15 protein-coding genes are annotated in these 17,416 nt (G+C 67.7%); 7 read left to right on the forward strand and 8 right to left on the reverse strand.

All coding sequences use genetic code 11. From position 1 onward, the window contains the following. Positions 1–263: 263 nt before the first annotated feature. From AB0L70_RS14215 to AB0L70_RS14240, 6 genes are all read right to left on the reverse strand, one after another. Positions 264–1,562, reverse strand: coding sequence for a hypothetical protein (locus AB0L70_RS14215; protein ID WP_363683764.1), 1,299 nt, complete (start codon positions 1,560–1,562; stop codon positions 264–266). Continuing rightward, positions 1,559–3,331 carry an ABC transporter permease subunit gene (locus AB0L70_RS14220; RefSeq protein WP_363683766.1) on the reverse strand — a complete coding sequence of 591 codons (1,773 nt, stop codon included), beginning with the start codon at positions 3,329–3,331 and terminating at the stop codon, positions 1,559–1,561. Before AB0L70_RS14220 ends, AB0L70_RS14215 begins: the two co-directional genes overlap by 4 nt. Beyond that, the gene (locus tag AB0L70_RS14225; RefSeq protein ID WP_363683768.1) at positions 3,331–4,578 is read right to left on the reverse strand and encodes an ABC transporter substrate-binding protein; all 1,248 of its coding nucleotides are present in this window, start codon (positions 4,576–4,578) and stop codon (positions 3,331–3,333) included. Before AB0L70_RS14225 ends, AB0L70_RS14220 begins: the two co-directional genes overlap by 1 nt. Next, a complete protein-coding gene (locus tag AB0L70_RS14230; protein ID WP_363683770.1) occupies positions 4,568–5,119 on the reverse strand; it encodes a hypothetical protein in 552 nt (183 codons plus the stop codon). Before AB0L70_RS14230 ends, AB0L70_RS14225 begins: the two co-directional genes overlap by 11 nt. A gap of 85 nt (positions 5,120–5,204) precedes the next feature. After that, a complete protein-coding gene (locus tag AB0L70_RS14235) occupies positions 5,205–5,900 on the reverse strand; it encodes a class I SAM-dependent methyltransferase (RefSeq protein ID WP_363683772.1) in 696 nt (231 codons plus the stop codon). Positions 5,901–5,904: 4 nt separating this feature from the next. Then, positions 5,905–7,113, reverse strand: a complete 1,209-nt coding sequence (locus AB0L70_RS14240) for an MFS transporter (protein WP_363683774.1) — start codon at positions 7,111–7,113, stop codon at positions 5,905–5,907. A gap of 69 nt (positions 7,114–7,182) precedes the next feature. Between AB0L70_RS14240 and AB0L70_RS14245 the strand changes: the two genes are divergently transcribed. Both AB0L70_RS14245 and AB0L70_RS14250 read left to right on the forward strand, forming a co-directional pair. Next, complete coding sequence (locus AB0L70_RS14245; RefSeq protein ID WP_363683776.1) at positions 7,183–8,610, forward strand: beta-N-acetylhexosaminidase; 1,428 nt, start codon at positions 7,183–7,185, stop codon at positions 8,608–8,610. Between the two features lie 130 nt (positions 8,611–8,740). Then, positions 8,741–10,210: a wax ester/triacylglycerol synthase family O-acyltransferase gene (locus tag AB0L70_RS14250; protein ID WP_363683778.1), complete on the forward strand. Its 1,470-nt coding sequence runs from the start codon at positions 8,741–8,743 to the stop codon at positions 10,208–10,210. Here the strand turns inward: AB0L70_RS14250 and AB0L70_RS14255 are convergent. Both AB0L70_RS14255 and AB0L70_RS14260 read right to left on the reverse strand, forming a co-directional pair. Then, complete coding sequence (locus AB0L70_RS14255) at positions 10,204–10,689, reverse strand: SRPBCC domain-containing protein (protein ID WP_363683780.1); 486 nt, start codon at positions 10,687–10,689, stop codon at positions 10,204–10,206. The two genes, AB0L70_RS14250 and AB0L70_RS14255, sit on opposite strands and share 7 nt — an antisense overlap. Continuing rightward, the gene (locus AB0L70_RS14260; protein ID WP_363683782.1) at positions 10,670–11,020 is read right to left on the reverse strand and encodes a metalloregulator ArsR/SmtB family transcription factor; all 351 of its coding nucleotides are present in this window, start codon (positions 11,018–11,020) and stop codon (positions 10,670–10,672) included. Before AB0L70_RS14260 ends, AB0L70_RS14255 begins: the two co-directional genes overlap by 20 nt. Before the next feature lie 105 nt (positions 11,021–11,125). Between AB0L70_RS14260 and AB0L70_RS14265 the strand changes: the two genes are divergently transcribed. Genes AB0L70_RS14265 through AB0L70_RS14285 form a run of 5 tightly spaced genes read left to right on the forward strand, consistent with a single transcriptional unit; the run spans position 11,126 to position 17,409 of the window. Further along, positions 11,126–12,433 carry a cutinase family protein gene (locus AB0L70_RS14265; RefSeq protein WP_363683784.1) on the forward strand — a complete coding sequence of 436 codons (1,308 nt, stop codon included), beginning with the start codon at positions 11,126–11,128 and terminating at the stop codon, positions 12,431–12,433. Then, complete coding sequence (locus AB0L70_RS14270) at positions 12,430–12,939, forward strand: twin-arginine translocation signal domain-containing protein (RefSeq protein WP_363683786.1); 510 nt, start codon at positions 12,430–12,432, stop codon at positions 12,937–12,939. Before AB0L70_RS14265 ends, AB0L70_RS14270 begins: the two co-directional genes overlap by 4 nt. Then, positions 12,936–14,507 (forward strand): hypothetical protein, encoded by a 1,572-nt coding sequence (locus AB0L70_RS14275; protein WP_363683788.1) that lies wholly within the window; start codon positions 12,936–12,938, stop codon positions 14,505–14,507. Before AB0L70_RS14270 ends, AB0L70_RS14275 begins: the two co-directional genes overlap by 4 nt. 53 nt (positions 14,508–14,560) lie before the next feature. Then, a complete protein-coding gene (locus AB0L70_RS14280) occupies positions 14,561–15,448 on the forward strand; it encodes a polyprenyl synthetase family protein (RefSeq protein WP_363683790.1) in 888 nt (295 codons plus the stop codon). Further along, a complete protein-coding gene (locus AB0L70_RS14285; protein WP_363683793.1) occupies positions 15,445–17,409 on the forward strand; it encodes an FAD-dependent monooxygenase in 1,965 nt (654 codons plus the stop codon). Before AB0L70_RS14280 ends, AB0L70_RS14285 begins: the two co-directional genes overlap by 4 nt. The last annotated feature ends 7 nt before the right edge of the window (positions 17,410–17,416 follow it).

Genomic DNA, 17,416 nt, shown 5'->3' on the forward strand with positions numbered 1-17,416 from the left:
TGGACGAACCGGCGGTGGAGCACCGGGGACGTGCGGGCGAACCGGCGGTGGGGCAACGGGGACGTGCGGAGGAACCGGCAAGCTCAAGGGCGGTGACCAGCCGGCCGCGGTACTGCCCGCCGGTTCCTCGTACGACGAGGGGATATCCCCGCGTGTTGTCCCTTCTCCCCCTGTACACAAGGGGAGAAGGGACAACACCAGGGGATAACCCCTCGTGCGCCCGGGGGTGGGCCGGTGCTGGGCGGGGGTGGGGCGGGGTGAGGTCAGCGGGTGAAGTAGTTGCGGAGGCGGCGTAGCCAGGTGGTTGCGCGGTGGTGGGGTGGGTCGTCGGTGATGAGTGGGGGAGCTTTGGTTTGGCGGGCGGCTTCTAAGTAGGTGGTTAGGAGCGGGCTGGGGGAGGTGCGGAGCAGGGCGCTTTGTTCTAGGAGCACCTGGGCGTCTTGGAGGTTGCCGGCGGTTACCTCGGCGGAGCCTAGGTGTTGGAGGCAGCGGGCTCGACCTTCGCGTTCGTCGATCTCGGCGTACAGGTGCGCAGCGTGTTCCCACCAGCGTTTGGCCTCGTGCGGACTGCGCTTCATCCACGCGGCCACGCCGGTCAGCTCCGACGCATGCGCCTGCCCGCTGACATCGCCGGCCGCAGTAGCCCGCGCAACAGCCGGCCGAAGCTGATCCAGCGCACCTTCGGCGTCCTGCCGATACAGATGCACGATCGCCAGGTTGATGAAGATCGCGACCTCAGCCGCAAGGTCAGGCCCCGGTCGGCTCAACCGAGCGTCGTCCAGCCGATCACGCGCGTTCAGCACCGCCTCGATCCTGTCATTCCCAGCCGGCGCCTGCTCGGCCCGCGCCAAATGCAACAGCGCCCGCTCGACCTGCCGACGAGTCGTCAACGCCGCCGCCGTACGACTATGCGTCGCCACGTTGTCCGAGATCCCCAGCCGCGTACTGGCCGCCTCGAGGTCTCCCATCATCCGGTACGCCGTAGCCGCCCGAGCCGCTGCGAGTTCCGCAAGGTCCCGGCGCTCCGATGCATCCGCAACCGCGGTCAGGAACTCGCTCAACTCCAGCAGCGCCCCCGGCTCATCCCGCCGTACGTACCAAACCTCGAGCGCATCACAGATCCGGGCAAAGTCCTCGGCCGTATCGGCCCGCGGCTTCTCCGTCAGCAGGAGCTCCCGCAGCCGCACCTCGTTCAGCGAATACCACTCAGCCGCGGCAAGACCACCAGCATCGGTGCCCAGGGCAATCATCCACTGCTCCGACTCCTCGGCGGCGGCGTGCAGCTCGGTAGCAGCAGCCGGAAGCCGCAGCCGTCGACGACGATGCGCCTGCACCGCCGCAGGAGCGTTGTAAATAAGGGCGATCAGCAACAACACAGCGGTCAGGCTGATCCCGACCACCCGCACCCAGCCGCCACTGTCCAGGCTCTGCGACAGCTTCTCGGACGCAAGCCCGGACAGCAGACCCGACGCAAGTGCGCTGACCGCGAAGAAGATCCCCTGCTTCCGATTCGGCCAGGGATTCTCCTCCGGTTTGCGCTGCTCCTCCGAGGGCTCACTCATGGCCTGCTCCCGGCGGTCAGTCCACGCACGACAGTCGGCCAGAACGACAGCATCAGCACCGCAGGCACGACAGACGCGACCACACCCGCCGCAGCGACCGTCCCACTCGACGCCGAGAACTGCCGCGCCTCACCCCACAACACCAGCGACAACGGCGTCGTACCCGGCCCACTGATCAGAAAGCCCACGATGAAGTCGTTCCACACCAACGCGAACTCCAACACCGCAACAGCCACCAGTGCAGGCCGATACGTCCGCTGCACAGTAGCCAGTACGGCGCTCTGCCGCGCAGGCCCCTGTAACGCCTCAGAAACCAACGCAGGTGGCGCGGACGCGAACGCAGACCGCAGCAACAACACAGCGAACGGCAAACCCGCAGCCGCATGCACCAACGCCAATGCGACCCGTGAACCCGCCAAGCCCGCAGCCCCGATCGCATCCCGCAGCGGGGCGGCGTACATCTGCACCGGGGTCACCGCGAGTACGACGAACACCGCCATCACCCCGCGGCCCAACCACTGCGGCAATCCACCCCACGCGACCAGATAGGCCGTCGGTACGGCGATCACGAGCAACACGACCGTGGCTGCGCCGGCGATGAACACTGTGGACAGCAAGGCCCGGAACAGCCCCACATTCGCCGCAGCCGCGAACGACGAGAACCCGAGCCCCGAAGGCGACCACCACCCACGCAGACCGGCCTCACGCGGCGAGTGCAACGCGGTAGCCACCAGCACCAAGGCCGGGAAGATCCACACCAGGCTCACCACGAACCCGACAGTCCACCCGATCCGCTTCACCCGCTTGCTCGGCTTAGGCCGGCCCAACGACCGATCTGGCGGTACGACGGCCACCGGCATCGCCCACCGACGACGACGCAACCCACGCATGCCGGTCACCGCGACAGCAGCCACGATCGCGAACAGCACCACCCCGAGCGCCGCCGTACGCCCGGGGTTGTCGCCGGTCGTGGTCGCACGCCACCAGTTCAGCCCGAGCACATCCGCGGACTGCTGCATCGAACCCGGTACGACGATCAGCACCAGGTCGAAGACCCGCACGGCCGCGATCACCAGGGTCAACGTGATCACACCGGTGATCGGCCGCAGCAATGGGATCTCCAGGGCCTTCAACCGGCGCCACCCGGTCACACCCTCGGCCGCGACGGTCCGGGTCACGTCGTCGGGGATCGCGTCCAGTCCGGCGCGGAACAACGACACGACGTACCCGAGCCAGGTCCAGCCGAACGCCGACACCAAGACGAGCCAGAACAGACCAGCACCCAGCCAGACCGGGCTCGACCCGAACAATCGGCTCCAGACCGCCGTGACCGTCCCACGCTCCGGCGTCGGGTCGAAGATCAGCCGGAACGTCGCACCGGAGACCAACACCGACACCGCGAACGGAATCACCAGTGCAGGCTGCAAGAACGACGTCACTGCCGGAAGCCGGTAACTCAACAACGCAAGGAAGAACCCGACCACGACCAGTGCAAAGGCAACCAGCACCCAGAGCAGGCTGTTGCCGACAGCACGCAATGCGCCCGGATCGCCCATCACTGCGAAGTTTCCGAAGCCAAAACCACCCGGAGTCCGGAACGCCGTGACCACGGTGACACCGATCGGCACCAGCAGCAGGCAGCTGAGCAGCAAGGCAGGTAGTCCCAGCAGGTAAGGCCCAGCCGGTCGCCGTGGTCGGCCTGGTACCGGCCGGCCGCTGACCTCCCGGCCGACGACCTCGAGCGACAGGCCGTTCGTCTGCAGGCCCATCAGCCCTCCACCTTCCGCAGCGCGGTCATCGCGGCGTCGACAGCCTCGGGTACGACGGCAGTCCCGCGGCCACCGATCTGGATCAGGAAGTCCGTGAGTACGCGCCAGAGTCCGTTGATGTCGCCGAGTCGTCCGAGCCGGTCGGACAGGTCGAACCGCAGCAGCTCACCGGATCGGGTGAGCTGTTCGGCCAACCGAGTGAGCTCGGGGGAGTACCCCGACACCCGACCGTCGACCAGGAACCCGCCCTCCTTGATCCACGGGTCCGCAGCGGTCGATGCGCACAGCCGGCGGACGAGATCGCGCGCATCGTCGGTGGTGGGCCTCGGCAACACCATCACGTCACCACCGACGACCACGGGGGCAGGCGATCCAGCGGCCATCGGCGGGAAGGTGAAGACGCCGACGTCGGCAGGGTCCGCGGCGAACGACCGTACGACGGGCTCGGCGAAATCGGAGGCGAGCACCATGGCCGCCCTGCGGTGTCCGAACACCTCGACCAGGGCATCCGGGAACTGCTGCACGAGCGAACGCTTCACACCGCCCGCCAGCGCGGCCGGAGCCGACCACATCGACCCCAGCAATCGCAGTGCGGTCGCGAACTCGGGCTGCCGGGACGGCCGCGGGTCAGCAGCAGTTGCCAGCTCCTCGTAGACCGTCGGCGCCGTCCCCAGCAGCACGTTCTCCAAGAAGTCCGTGAGCACCCAGCCATCACCAGCAGCCAGCGACAACGGCGTCACACCGGCCTGCGTCAAGGCCTGGTTGAGCTCCAGCCACTCCGCCCACACCCGTGGAGGTTGTACGCCGACCTGCCGGAACACCGAGGGCCGATACCAGACCGCCGACTTGTGAGCTGTCTTGAAAGGCACGCCGTACGTCGTCTCGTCGTGAACCAGCAGCTCCTTCCACAGCCGGACCCGGCCGAGCTGGGCGAGGTCGTCGGGGATGGGCTCGAGGTCACGGAGGTGGCGGGGGACCAGACCGGGTTGGGGCAGCATGACGATGTCCGGGCGGCGGGTGGAGCGGGCACCGAAGGCGGTGGAGATGTCATCGCCGAGCGGCACGACCTCTACCGGGTAGTCCAGCGCGCCGAGGCCGTCGAGCACACTGTGGAAGGCCCGGAGCTCCTGACCACTCCAGCTCACCGCGACACGCACTGCGCGGCGTAGTCCGAGTACGTCGCTCGAACAGCCCGCGACCAGGAGTGTCGCGGCCGCACCCAGGAACGCTCGACGACTACTCCGCATCGAGGAATCCCGTCGTACGCGTGGCGTTGGTCGTGATCAGCAGGAGTGCGGCCGAGGACAGGTCGGGATTGTGTTCGATCCGGAGCAGGGATCCCCACGTGGGCAGGCCGTTCGCGTCCTCCAGGACGATCACTCGCGGGTACGCGCCAAGGGCTCGGGCCACACCGGCCAGCCGGCGACGACCTGGCGTGATCTCGTGCGGATAGCGGTTCAGTACGTCGGCGAGACCGCACCGGGTCGCCTTCACGAGACTCTGCTCTTCTGCGGCCCTCTTGGTGACCGGCTGGGCCACCCGGTGCCCGTGGATCACATTGCCCAGGACAGTGAGGTGTGGCAGCAGCCCGCCTTCGGCCGGGACCAGCCGGACCGTGCCGCCGGCCTTCACCACCGCACCGGCCGGTGGGTCCTCCGCACCGACGACGAGGTCGGCCAGCTGACGAGCAGCCGCGGTCGACGGCATCACCACGGCTCGCTGCTCACCTACGTCGATCCGAAGCCGCTTCGGCAACCCCGGTACGCCTTCGAGCAGCAGTCCGTCCATCCCTGCTGGTGCCTCCCCAAAAGCCCCGTCGACTGATCCGTCAACCCTATGGGCCCGAGAGGTCCGGCCGCAGACCGTCAGCGTGTCAGAAGGACTTGCTCCACAGGTTGATCGCGTAGTCCACCTCGACACCGGAGTGCGACGCGATGATCCGGTCCGCGTCGGCGGGCTTGAACTCGATCCGGACGACGGCCTCGAAGTCCTCCCGCCGTTCGAACCGCCAGGCCATGTCGAGCGGTGTCCGGGTCCAGCCGCGTCCAGTGAAGAACTTCTCCACGACGTCCGCCTTGATCATCGGGTACGACGTACTGAACCACTGGCCGAAGGTCGACCGGCCCGCGTCGTTGTCGATGATGAAGGCCGTCCCACCCCGCCGCATCACCCGGTCGAGCTCGGCCAGCCCGGGTTCACAGCCCGGCCCGAAGAAGTACGCCCAGCGCGCATGCATCACGTCGATCGAAGCATCCGGCACCGGCAACCGCTGCGCCGTACCTTGTCGTACGTCGACGTTGGAGAGCTCGCGCGTACGCCGTTGGGCCGCCTCCGCGAGTGCACCGTGCGGCTCCACCCCGATGACACGTGCCGCGGTCGTAGCGAACCTCGGCAGGTGGAATCCGGTCCCACAGCCGATGTCGAGCACCGTCAGCCCGGCCCAGTCCCGGATCGCCCGCATGGCCGGTTCGATCACGCCGTCCGGATCAACAGCCCGGTTCTCGATCTCGTACACCTTCGGGTGATGCCAGATGTTCGGACTGGGGATTCCGCCCTCAGCGATGCTCACGCCGCTAGACCCTAACCACAGTCTGTTTGGTGGCGGCGGCCAGTAGTGCGGCCGGGATCAGCAGCAGGCCGCAGAGTACAGCGAGCCAGTGGAAGCCGAGGTTGGCCAGGATCGGTCCAGCGGCGGTCCCGGAGATCGAGGCCAGCACGCCCATGGTCAGATCGGACAGGCCTTGCGCCGAGGTGCGGATGTCCTCCGGCACCGAGCGGGACAGCAGAGTGGAGCCTGCGACCAGACAAGCGGACCAGCCGAGGCCGAGCAGAGCCAGTGCGGTAGCGGTCAGCGCGTGCGCGTCATCCGGGGCCAGCGCGGCCACCGTCATGGCACTGGCCAGGATGGCGAGGCCGATGCCGATGGTGGGGATGCGGCCGAGGCGGTCCGCCAGCCAGCCGGTCAGCGGGGACAGTGCGTACATGCCGGCGACATGTCCGCTGATGACGAAGCCGACGATCGTCAGTGAGGCGCCGTGGTGCCGCAGGTGCACTGCGGTCATCGACATCACGCCGACCATCACCGCGTGGGCAGTGGCGATCGAGAGCAGTCCGAGCCGGGCCTGCGGGATGACGATGACCTGCCGGAACGTCGTCGCGAGCGGCTGCCGCTCGATCTTCGTCGTGGGTCGGTCCTGGCGCAGACTGCGCATTCCGAACCACACCGTGACCGTGCCGAGGGCGAAGGCGATCACAGAGAAGACGTAGGGACCAGCCAGCGCGAGGATGCCGAGTGAATCGCCGATGGAGCCGCCGACGCCGGTCAGATTCGGCCCGACGACCACTCCGATCGTGGTCGCCCACACAACCAGTGCCAGTGAACGCGCGATCCGGCTCGGCTCCGCTGAGTCGGTCGCGGCGTACCGGGACTGCAGATTGGACGCTGAGCCGCTGCCGAACATCAGTCCGGCCAGGAGGAGCAGCGTGAGCGAGCCCAGCTGGGCGGCAAGGATAGTGAGCAGCGCTCCGGCGCAGGCAACCAGGTAGCCGGTGGTCAGCGAGACGCGACGGCCGCGGGAGCGGGCCAGGCCAGCCAGGGGGACAGCGAGGATCGCAGCGCCCAGCGTGGTCGAGGTCGCGACCAGCCCGGCCAGTGAGGTCGAGCCGGAGACCTTCTCCGCGAGCAGCCCGGCCACAGCGAACCCGCTTGCCGTCGCCACCCCACCCAGCGCGTTGCTGGCAACCAGCACGCGCAATGTCGTCCGCTGCCGCTCGCTGGTCACGGTCCAACCTTCTCATCTGGCTGAGGGGTAAGGTTCTGACGTACTTCGATCCTCTTGGAAAGAGTCCGGATGCCTGACATCGCGATCGTCCCTGCCCCGCGTGAACTCACCGTCGACGAGGGTCAGTGGCTCTCCGCGGATCCGGCCGGAGAAGCCATCCGGGACGTGGTCGAGAACCTGGGTGCGACCGAGTACCGCATCGACGTGACCGCGGACGGTGCCCGGCTGACGGCCGGCTCCGAGGATGCGCTCCGGCACGCGGAGACGACGTACGCGCAGCTGATCGAGGCCGCCGAGCCGGCCGCGGACGGCAAGGTCGCGGTCCCGGCCGTGCGGATCGCGGACGCACCGGAGTTCGCCTGGCGCGGGATGATGCTGGACGTCGCCCGGCACTTCATGCCGAAGGAGTTCGTCCTCAAGGTCATCGACGTACTGGCGCTGCACCGGCTGAACACGCTGCACTTCCACCTGACCGACGACCAGGGCTGGCGGGTCGAGATCGAGGCGTACCCGCGGCTCACCGAGGTCGGCGCGTGGCGGGACGAGACGCTGGTCGGCAAGATGCGTGGCCGGGACGAGTCCGAGTGGACCTATGACGGCACCCGGCACGGCGGGTTCTACACCAAGGACGACCTGCGCGAGATCGTCGCGTACGCCGCCGAGCGTGGTATCGACGTGGTCCCGGAGATCGATCTGCCGGGGCACATGCAGGCCGCGATCACGGCGTACCCGGAGCTCGGCAACAACCCGGACACCCAGTTGAAGGTCCGCCAGATCTGGGGCATCAGCGACGACGTACTGAACGTGAACGACGCGACGGTCGAGTTCGTCAAGGCCGTGCTGCGCGAGGTGCTCGACATCTTCCCGAGCCAGTACATCCACCTCGGCGGCGACGAGTGCCCGTCGGTGCAGTGGAAGGAGTCGGAGGCTGCGCAGAAGCGGCAGGCCGAGCTCGGGCTGTCCGAGGCCGAGCAGTTGCAGGGGTGGTTCACCGCCCAGGTCCAGGAGGTGCTGGTCGAGGGCGGTCGCCGGCTGGTCGGCTGGGACGAGATGGTCGAGACCGACTGCCCGAAGGACGCGGTCATTATGGCGTGGCGCAGCGCCCAGCGTGGTGAGGTCGCCGTGAAGGCCGGTCACCAGACCGTGATGGCGCCGTGCGAGTCGGTGTACTTCGACTACTACCAGGGCGACCCGGCGACCGAGCCGCTCGCGATCGGCAACTTCATCCCGCTGCAGAAGGTCTACGACTTCGAGGTGATCCCGCCGTCACTCAGCGATGAGGAGAAGGCACTGATCGTCGGCACCCAGTGCCAGATCTGGACCGAGTACATGCCCGACGAGCAGCAGGTCGGCTACATGCTCCTCCCACGCCTCTCCGCCTTCGCCGAGCGTGCGTGGGGTTCACCGCGCACGTCGTACGACGAATTCCTCACCCGCCTCCGCCCCCACCTCGCCCGCATCGAACGAATCGGCATCAACTACCGCCCCCTCGACTGAGCGTTACCTGCCGCTTGAGTTGCTGAAGGGATAACAAAATCTCGGTCAGAGCTGTTAGCAGGGGTAGACGGGCCTGCCCGACCTGGCGAACGATGAAGCGTCAGAAGGCTTGGTCGGGAGCGGAGGACTCATGACCGCGGTGGGGCCGCTGGATGCGATGTTTCTGGGTGGGGAAACCCGGGAGCAGCCCATGCACGTCGGCGGGTTGATGTTGTTCGAGTTGCCGGAGGGGGCCGGCCGGGACAATGTGTTCCCGGAGAGCTCCCGGGACTACCTGTCCGGGCTCTACCACGAGATGGTCGAGGCACCGACGGTCAATCCGGTGTTCGCCCGGCGGGTGCGGAACCGGGTCCTGGACCTCGGCTACTGGTCCTGGGAGCAGGACGACGACATCGACCTCGAGTACCACGTCCGGCTGTCCGCGCTGGCGCGTCCGGGGCGGTTCCGGGAGCTGTTCGAACTCACGAGTCGTCTGCACGGCACCCTGCTGGATCGGCACCGGCCGCTGTGGGAGATGCATCTGATCGAGGGCGTCGAGGGCCGGCGCTTCGCCCTCTACAGCAAGGTCCACCACTCGCTCCTCGACGGCGTCTCCGCCCTCCGCTGGATGGCCGACACCCTCACCACCGATCCCACCCGATCGGGGATGCCGGCAACATATGCGCTCCCAGCTCAGCCGAGTGCGGAGCCGATCGTCGGCAATACTGCTGGTGGGTTGCCGACTGCTGCTGAGTTGTTCGCGGCGGTTGGTCGGATGCCCGTGCGGACGCTTGGGTCTGCCGCTCATGCGGTCGGTGGCGCTGGGCGGGTGCTGGCTGACCTGGCCGGCCTGACTCCGGTCGGGGTGAAGGAGATCCTGCGGAGTGTGCAGTCCGATCACTCGGCGGGCGCGTTCCAGGCGCCCCGGACAGTGTTCAACCAGGGGATCACCGGGGCTCGTCGGTTCGCGGCGCAGTCGTGGGAGCTCGAGCGGTTGGAGAAGGTACGGGCGATCACCGGCGCGACCCTGAACGACGTGATGCTCGCGATGTGTTCAGGGGCCCTGCGCAACTATCTGCTCGAGCTGAATGCCCTTCCGGACAAGGCGTTGACGGCCATGGTCCCGGTCTCGTTGCGTGGCGAGGACGGCGCACCCGGTGGTGGCAACTCGCTCAGTACGTTGATCGCCGACCTCGCCACCGACGAGGCGGACCCGGAGCAACGGATCCGCCGGATCATGACGTCGACGACGTACGCGAAAGGCATGCTGTCCGCGCTCAGCCCGTTGCAGCGGCTCCTGATCGGTGCCCTCGGCTTCAGTGTCGCCGGGCCGGCCGCGGTCCTCCCGGGAGTGGCCGGCCGTACGACGCCGCCGTACAACCTCGTCATCTCCAACGTCCCGGGACCGTCCGAGAGCCCGCTGTACTGGAACCGGTCCCGCCTGCTCGGGATGTATCCGGCGAGCATCGTGCTCAACGGTCAGGCGCTGAACATCAGCGTCACCAGCTACGACCACCATCTGCACTTCGGGCTGATCGGCTGCCGGCGGACGGTCCCGCACCTGCAGCGGTTGCTCGGTCACCTCGAGACCTCACTCGCCGAGCTCGAGAACATTCACTGAGCGAGTAGGGCATCCATCTGGCCGACGGCGAGGACGAGGCCCTCGTCCATGCCCATTGCGATCAGCTGATCCATCTGCTCGCGGGTGTCGTACGACGACCGCAGTTCCATCCGCGTCCCGGCGCCGGACGAACTGAGCTGCACCGAGGTCGTGTTCGTCGGCAGGTCGTCGACCGGCTTCCCCTCCGAGTCCGCGAACCCGTCGATGAACTCGAGCGCCTTCGGTGCATCGACGGAGGTGACCCGCCACCACCCGTGGTACTTCTCGCCTTCCGGCGACGTCATGTAGTACGTGATCTCGCCGCCCGGCGTCAGATCGTGATCGACCACCGTCGCCGGATGCGTCGGAGGTCCCCACCAACGCTCGAGCCGGCGCGGATCCGACCACAGCTCCCACACCTGCTCGACGCTCGCGTCGAAGTCGGCGATCAAGGTCAGCGTCAGTGCCTCGAGATCCTTGTCAACGCTGGTCACGCTCATCGTTCTCAGTCCCTTCCGTCAGTAGGGCCGACATCCGATCGACCCGCCCACGCCACGAAGCCTCGAGCTGATCGAGCGCTTCCCGAGCCCGCCGTACGGCGTCGACCTCGGTCCGCACCAGTTGCTCCCGGCCCCTGCGCTCCTTGGTCACCAGTCCAGCCCGTTCCAGTACGGCGACGTGCTTCTGCACCGCCGCGAAACTCATCGGATACCCCTCGGCCAACCGCGACACCGACGCCGCATCCCCCAGGCACCGACGCACGATGTCCCGCCGCGTCGAGTCGGCCAACGCGTGCAACAACCCATCAACCACATCGTCATCTACAACCATTTGGTTGTACGTTAGGCCGACGCCGGCCAAAGGTCAAGGGCTACCGGCGGATGCCGTTGGGGTTTCGAGGAGGGCGACTCTCGCACGGACTGCGCAGGGAGAATTGTGCGCAACCGGTTCGCATTATCAGCGCCTCAAGTAATTCTCCAGCCTTTCGAATATGTTCAAAGTGTGCTCGAAATTGATCGGCGTCGCCCCCGAATTACTCATAAGATTTCATTCATGCGTCGATTGTCTCGTGCACTGACCGCCTTTGCGGCCTTGCTGATCATGGTGGCGTCGAGTGGCGTCGCCCCTGCGGTGGCAGCGGATCCACCGCCCCCGCCCTGTTCCGACTACCTGGTCATCGGCGCCCGTGGTAGCGGCGAGGCGATGGACAACTGGAACGGCATGGGCGCCCGGGTCGGCGCTTATGCCGAAGCCGCCTCGAGATTGTTGCCGAGTACCACTCATTACTATTCGTTGCCCTATCCGGCGTCCGGAATCAACTCCACTCCGCCGGACTTCGGCTGGACCGACTTCGTGAACTCCGCGAGCCTCGGCGGTGACCAGCTCTATCACCTGATCCGGGACCGGATCCTGACCTGCCCGAACGAGCGGATCGGCCTGATCGGCTACTCGCAGGGGTCGATGGTGATCCAGCTCGCGCTGGGAGACCTGACGGCGGTCGAGCGCAACGCGATCACCTCCATCGTCCTGCTGGCCAACCCGTTCACCCCTGGCGGATCGTCGTACAGCATCTACATCGATCCCGACAACGGCCAGGTGGTGGCGCCCCATGGCGCCGGCGCTCTGCTCAGCTGGCCGATACCGGCTGACGTCCAAGGCAGGACAACCGAGGTCTGCCTGGACGGCGACAACATGTGCACCGCCCGCGGCCAGCTGCTGTCTCCGCCCTTCTCCAGCACGACCGGTCCGCCGATCGACATCGACCTCTTGCCCGGGATCTTCCTCAACCCGGTCCACAGCCGGTACGCCGAGAAGTTCGGTTCGCTCGACATGCCCGTCACCTTCGGAGAGGTGTTCGCGGCACAACTGCTCAGCCCGCAGTGCCCCAATGCCAGCGACGCAAGAATGACCATTCCCGATGCCTCGGTGGACGGACCGGGACCAACGGTGGGCAGCGACCTCAACGTCGCACACTGCGCTCGCCAGGGGTCGAGGCAGACCACCGTCGATCTCCATGTCAAGCACACCTTCATCGGTGATCTTCGCATCGTTCTGCGCGGCCCGGGCGGCTTCAGCAAAGAGCTGAAGGCGCCCGACCAGAGCGATGGCAGCACCAGTCTCGACAAGGTCTACCGCCTCGATGCCTCCTCGGTGCCGAACGCCACGGGGATCTGGCGCCTCGAGATCACCGACGTGACGAGACTCGATACCGGCTACCTGCAGAACTGGAGTTTGTGGCCATGAGCAACGATCAATCGACGCTGTCGCGGCGAGGTGTCCTCGCTGCCTCGGGCGCAGCCGGTGCCGGCCTCGTGCTGGGCGTCGGCGGGGAAGCCCAAGCGGCCGACATCCTGACTGCCGCTCAGGTTCGCTCCGTACTACGGATCGCCCGCTTCGGCGTGGCCGTCATGACACCGGTCGTCGCCGCAGGCAACAGCGAGCCGTCGCTTGATCGAGCGACCAGTAAGCACTTGCTGTCGGTCGCCGCCGGCCTTGGCCCCGAACGTCTTGCCCTGATTCGCAAGGCCGCCGACTCCTTGGCCGCACGCGGACTCTCGACCGCCACCGACCAAGCCCTCCGAGTGGCCCTGGCCGCGGCCGCCAAGGCTCCGACCGACGACGTTCTCGCCCTGGTGGCGCTGGCGGCCGCCACGGTGACGCCGATCGTTTCGCCGACCGCGGACGATCTCGCCGCGGTCTGGCTCACGTCCGTGGCTCGGATCGCAGCAGCAGAGAAAGGTGATCGATGACCGCCCAGGAGCAGTTCGACCGCGATCACCGCGCCCTGTTGCGGCAGGGCCGGGACGGCCTGCGGCACCGGTTCGCCGGTGATCCGAACGTCACCGGATTCGGCGTCGGCTACCGGATCCGCGGAGGTGAGCGGACGAACGAACCCGCCGTACTGGCGCTGGTGGCCAAGAAGCGCCCGGAGAACCATGTCGCGCGATCGCGACTATTGCCCAGCACTGTCCAGGTGTCCGGACGGACGTACGGCGTCGACGTGATCGAGGCCGGGCCGTTCAGCTTCGCACCGCCGGCCGGCGAGGACACGCTGCGAGTCCTGGGCGGTGACGGTTGGCACACTCCCGTTCCGATCACTGACAAGTACCGGCCTGCGACCGAGGGCTCGGGGATCGCCAACGTGGAGGGCTTCGGTACCGGCACGTTCGGCGCCGTCGTGCGGGACCGGACCGATCAGAAGATCTGCCTGCTCTCCTGCAATCACGTGGTCGCCAACCTCAACCTGGGCCGCGTAGGCCAGCACATCGCGCAACCCGGCGACAACCTGGACGATGCGAACACCGTCGCGCGCCTCAAGCGCTTCGTTCCCCTGAGCTTCGCCGCCGGCTCGCCAGGGACCGTCGACGCCGGAATCGCCGAGGTCATCGACGAGTCGCTCGTCGGCAAGGGCATCGTGCAGGGCCTGATGCCACCGATCTCGGCCAGCCACCCGGCCATCGGTGTGTTGTTCGCCGGTGACAACCACGGCAACATCTTCATCTGCGACATGCAGCGCACGCTGGACGCGTTGAATGTCGACCTTCTGCCCAGTAACGCGGTTGCCGCCGCCCGCCTGGACATGAACGTCGAGAAGGTCGGCCGGACCACCGGACACACAGCCAACATAGTCACCGGGCTGGACTTCAGCATCTCGGTCAGCACCGGCGGCCTACCCGGCGTACCTCCGGTCGTTTACATGACCGGCGTCCATCTGATCAACAGCTTCGGGTGGGCCGGCGACTCAGGCTCGGTGGTCTGTGCGGGCGGCGAGGCGAATCGCCCGGTCTACACGCTGGTCGACGGTTGCTTCCTGATTCCCATCGTGCCGGATATGTACGACCTGCCTGCCACCGCGACCACCGAGTTCGGCGACCGGCTGCGCGACGAGTTTCTCGCTCTCAGCCGGGTCGGGCGGCTTCTCGTCTCGGTGATCTATCTGAACGAGGACCTGGTCAGATCCAAGACGGAGGGCGTCGAGGCGAGCAGCGACGAGAAGTACCAGGCGAACCAGCTCTACACCAAGTACAGGGACTTCCTGGAGCGGGCGCTCGACAACCCCGACGATCCCGGCACGGTCCTGACCGACGACGACCTGACTTCGGCGGCCACCGCCATGTTGGGTGTGAAGCTGCGGACCACCCCGGCGCAGTACGCGGTCGCGGAGGCCCTCTACAAGGATGTGCTGGTACCGGCGAAGGGTAAGAACTTCCGCCAGATGATCGACTACCTGAACGATCCCGAGGTCTATCGCACGGTCTATTCGCGGCTCGCCACCGACCCCGAACTGATCTTGCAGGCACCGATCGAGAGCCACTGATCTTGCTCGTCCGGGACACGCCCGCAGACTTTCGCACGCAGGTCTCCCGGCGAATGGCCGTACTCGCTGCCGACCTGCCCTCCGCGTCGAGGCATGTCGTGCTCGGGCTCGTGTCGACCGCCGGCAAAGGCCTGCGCCGCACCCTCGTCGAGGTCTGCGCGGGCGAGGGCTCGTACGCCGCGGTGCGGGCGGCCTCCGTCGTCGAGCTGCTCCATCTCGCGTCGTTGCTGCACGACGACGTGATCGACCAGGCCGAGGTACGCCGGCACCTTCCAGCCGCCCACGTCACGCTCGGCACGGAGGTCGCGTTGCTGACCGGGCTCGCCGTTTTCGGGCTGGCCGCGCAGGAAGCCGCCGAACTCGGCGCGGGGGCGAACCGGACGTTCGCCACGACGGCGGCACACCTGGCGCGTGGGGAGATGCTCGACGTACAGCGTGCCTTCGATGTCGACTTCTCCTTGGCGGACTATGACGAGCTGGTTCGGCAGAAGACCGGGCGCTTGTTCTGGCTGGCGTGTGTGCTGGGCGGCCAGGCGGCGGGCCGGAGCGCGGCCGATCTCGCCGTACTCGGCCAGTTCGGGATGGATCTCGGCGCCGCCTTCCAGATCCTCGACGACACCTTGGACCTGGACCTCGACCGAACCGACAAGCCTGCCGGCACCGACCACCTGCTCGGGCTGTTCGGCGCTCCGACCCTGGCCGCGCTGCGCAGAGATCGGTCCGGGCGGTTGGCGGAACTCCTGCTGGACGTGTCGTTCTCCGCTGCTGACCTGCCGGCCGTTCGTTCGATGGTCGAGGAACTCGGGGGTCTGACCGAGGCACGAGGGTTGGCGGGTGCATGTTTCCGCCGTGCGCTCGGGCGGCTGGACGAGTTGAGTGACGAGTCGACTCGGCAACGAGTTCTCGCTGTCGCTCAGGCGGAATGGTCGAAGCTGGGATGAACGGACCGACGACCCCTGTCGTGGTGATCGGTGGCGGCCCGGCAGGGTCGGTCGCCGCTGCCCGATTGGCCGGCGCAGGGATTCAGGTCGTAATGGTCGACGCACCCCGCGCGGACGGACCGGCGTACGACGTGGTTGTCAGCGAGGCGACTCTCGCATCCCTTGACCTGCCGACCCGGCCGGTGGATGCACTGCGGCTGCGGTTCGGCCGGTGCGAGTCGCGGCTGATCGCGGTGCCCGAGCTCTATGCCTGCGATCAGGCGACCTTGCGCGAGCGACTGATCGAGAGCGCGCGAGCCGCCGGCGCGACCGTGATCAACGGCCGGGCAACCCTCGAGCCTGCCGACGATGGGCGCCATCGCGTCCTGGTCAAGGACACAGCCGGAACAGTCGGCAGCATGTGGGCGGCGCACATCGTCGTGGCCACGGGGGCTCCGGACGTCACAGAGGTGCGGCAATCGACCGGCGTCACGGTCTCGGGCGTACTTCGTGGCAGCGGCCCGGTCCCCGAGTCGATCTTGTACTTCGCAGCGCCACCGCCGCGCAACGTCAAGGGCGCGATGGCCTCCGCGTGGGTGATTCAGGGGCCCGGTGATACGTGTACTCTCACCGCGACCTCCTCGAACCGCGAGCGATCCGCCGCGCAACTGTTCGCCGACACACTCTCCGACCTGGCTCTCATCGATCCGTACTTCGCGAGTCTCGACGCGACCAGGGTCGCCGGGGCAACCACCAACCTTGGGTTCAGCCCGCAGACGTGTCTGGATCAAGGTCGCATCCTGATCGGCGACGCGGCCGGACTGACGAATCCGTTCACCGGCGAAGGCATCAGCTACGCCGTCCAGAGTGGCGCGATCGCCGCGGACTGCATCGCGGGCGCACTCGACGACCCGACCGAGGCAGGTAGGCGTTATCGGGAGCAGATGTCGCGCGCGTTCGTCGGGTACTTCGAGACCGCCCGCCACGCTACCCGCCGCTATCAGCTGGCCTGGCGGACCCTGGCGTCGACGCTGACCGACGACAGCCCGTTCTGCACCAAGGCCCGCCGCGCGATGATCCTCCCCGAGGGACTGCGCGACGTGGGCAGCCGTCAGGAAGTCGGACTCGATCCGGCGGATTCTCTGCTGGTCAAGGCCTTCACCGCCGGCTGCGACGCGCTCGAGGTTGCCGCCATCCGCACCGAGTGGCCGTTCCTGGTTCGCATGCTGGCCGCCGACGAAGGCCCATTGGCCCACCGGCTCCGGCCGGCCGTACCGTTCCTGGCCGCCGTCACCGCAAACGGCTGTCCCCCACCCCAGGCAGCTGCTCCGGTTGCCGCAGGCATCGAGTTGGCCACGCTCGCGGTGCTCGCTTTCGTCGGCTCACCGCCGGCCCCGGATCGGCACGGCCGCGGAATCGACTGGGCCCGCGCCACGACCGTGCTGGTGGGCGACTTTCTCCTCGGCGTCGCGGCCGAGCTCGTCGCCGGTGTCGGCGATCCGGCGCTCTCCTGGGCCTTCGCCGACTGGGTCCGTGAGCTCACGGCGCTGAGAACCGGGCGGCTGAGCCTCGGCGACGGGCCCCGGACCCCGGCGGCCGAACTCTTCGGTGCACTGTTCGAATTTCCCTGCCGAGCCGGCGCCGAACTGGCCGGACTTCCGGCGGACCAGGCTCGCCGGCTCCGCCGGCACGGCTATCACAGCGGACAGGCCTTCCTGTACGCCGAAGACCTGCGCGCGCTGAACGGACGACCCACCCGCCTCGACACCACCCACGAGAACCTGCTCCACAACCGCGTCTCGTCGATCCCCGACCTGATCCCCGACTGGACGCCGGGCGAGACGACGGGGAATCAACGCGACGCGGACCGGCTTCTTCGTGATGCTCTGGCGGACCAGGTCCCGCGATCGACCCTGACCGGTCTCGATCCGCGCTCCACCAGAATCCTCACCGCCTTCACCCAGGCCCTGGCCGAAACCTGAGCCTGCG

The organism is Kribbella sp. NPDC051952, from assembly GCF_040680855.1.
GTDB lineage: Bacteria > Actinomycetota > Actinomycetes > Propionibacteriales > Kribbellaceae > Kribbella.

What these genes read in the sequence shown, in the direction of transcription:
- AB0L70_RS14280 (WP_363683790.1), top strand. Translation starts at nt 14,561, where the DNA reads ATGGCCGTACTCGCTGCCGACCTGCCCTCCGCGTCGAGGCATGTCGTG.
- AB0L70_RS14215 (WP_363683764.1), bottom strand. Translation starts at nt 1,562, where the DNA reads ATGAGTGAGCCCTCGGAGGAGCAGCGCAAACCGGAGGAGAATCCCTGG.
- AB0L70_RS14285 (WP_363683793.1), top strand. Translation starts at nt 15,445, where the DNA reads ATGAACGGACCGACGACCCCTGTCGTGGTGATCGGTGGCGGCCCGGCA.
- AB0L70_RS14250 (WP_363683778.1), top strand. Translation starts at nt 8,741, where the DNA reads ATGACCGCGGTGGGGCCGCTGGATGCGATGTTTCTGGGTGGGGAAACC.
- AB0L70_RS14225 (WP_363683768.1), bottom strand. Translation starts at nt 4,578, where the DNA reads ATGCGGAGTAGTCGTCGAGCGTTCCTGGGTGCGGCCGCGACACTCCTG.
- AB0L70_RS14270 (WP_363683786.1), top strand. Translation starts at nt 12,430, where the DNA reads ATGAGCAACGATCAATCGACGCTGTCGCGGCGAGGTGTCCTCGCTGCC.
- AB0L70_RS14220 (WP_363683766.1), bottom strand. Translation starts at nt 3,331, where the DNA reads ATGGGCCTGCAGACGAACGGCCTGTCGCTCGAGGTCGTCGGCCGGGAG.
- AB0L70_RS14255 (WP_363683780.1), bottom strand. Translation starts at nt 10,689, where the DNA reads ATGAGCGTGACCAGCGTTGACAAGGATCTCGAGGCACTGACGCTGACC.
- AB0L70_RS14260 (WP_363683782.1), bottom strand. Translation starts at nt 11,020, where the DNA reads ATGGTTGTAGATGACGATGTGGTTGATGGGTTGTTGCACGCGTTGGCC.
- AB0L70_RS14275 (WP_363683788.1), top strand. Translation starts at nt 12,936, where the DNA reads ATGACCGCCCAGGAGCAGTTCGACCGCGATCACCGCGCCCTGTTGCGG.
- AB0L70_RS14230 (WP_363683770.1), bottom strand. Translation starts at nt 5,119, where the DNA reads ATGGACGGACTGCTGCTCGAAGGCGTACCGGGGTTGCCGAAGCGGCTT.
- AB0L70_RS14245 (WP_363683776.1), top strand. Translation starts at nt 7,183, where the DNA reads ATGCCTGACATCGCGATCGTCCCTGCCCCGCGTGAACTCACCGTCGAC.